This is a genomic window from Cedecea sp. Ae19-4, from assembly GCF_059801165.1.
On sequence record NZ_JBCHWG010000022.1, the window covers coordinates 1 to 617 of the forward strand.

General features: G+C 51.7%; 1 protein-coding gene. It reads right to left on the reverse strand.

The genetic code is table 11. The features are described 5' to 3' along the window. Window positions 1-617: IS6 family transposase (locus AAIE02_RS23605; RefSeq protein ID WP_498533424.1), on the reverse strand; the 617-nt coding region annotated here is incomplete at both ends.

Genomic DNA, 617 nt, shown 5'->3' on the forward strand with positions numbered 1-617 from the left:
CCAAAATAAAATGATTCTGCCTGACCTTTCCGTAGCGCACGCATCACTTCAATCCCTTTGATTGTGGCGGAGGCCGTCTTCATTGATTTGAAGCCCAGCGTGGCGTTGATTATCCGCTTCAGTTTGCCATGATCGCACTCGATTATATTATTCCGGTACTTTATCTGCCGGTGCTGCACATGCTGCGGACATTTACCTTCCCGCTTCAGCAATGCCAGCGCCCGCCCATACGTCGGGGATTTATCTGTGTTGATCAACCCTGGAATTTGCAGACGCTTCGTATTATTCAGAAGTTTACCCATAAAGCGATATGCGGCTTTGGTGTTACGACGTGAATACAGGTAAAAGTCAATGGTGCAGCCCCTGCTGTCAACGGCGCGGTACAGATATGCCCAGCGTCCGTTGACCTTCACGTAGGTTTCATCGAGATGCCATGAGCCAAAACCGGAAGGCTGCCGCCAGTACCAGCGCAGCCGCTTTTCCATCTCAGGTGCATAACGCTGAACCCAGCGATAAATCGTGGTGTGGTCGACATTTACCCCTCGCTCAGCCAGCATCTCCTGCAGCTCACGATAACTGATGCCATATTTGCAGTACCAGCGGACGGCCCACAGGAT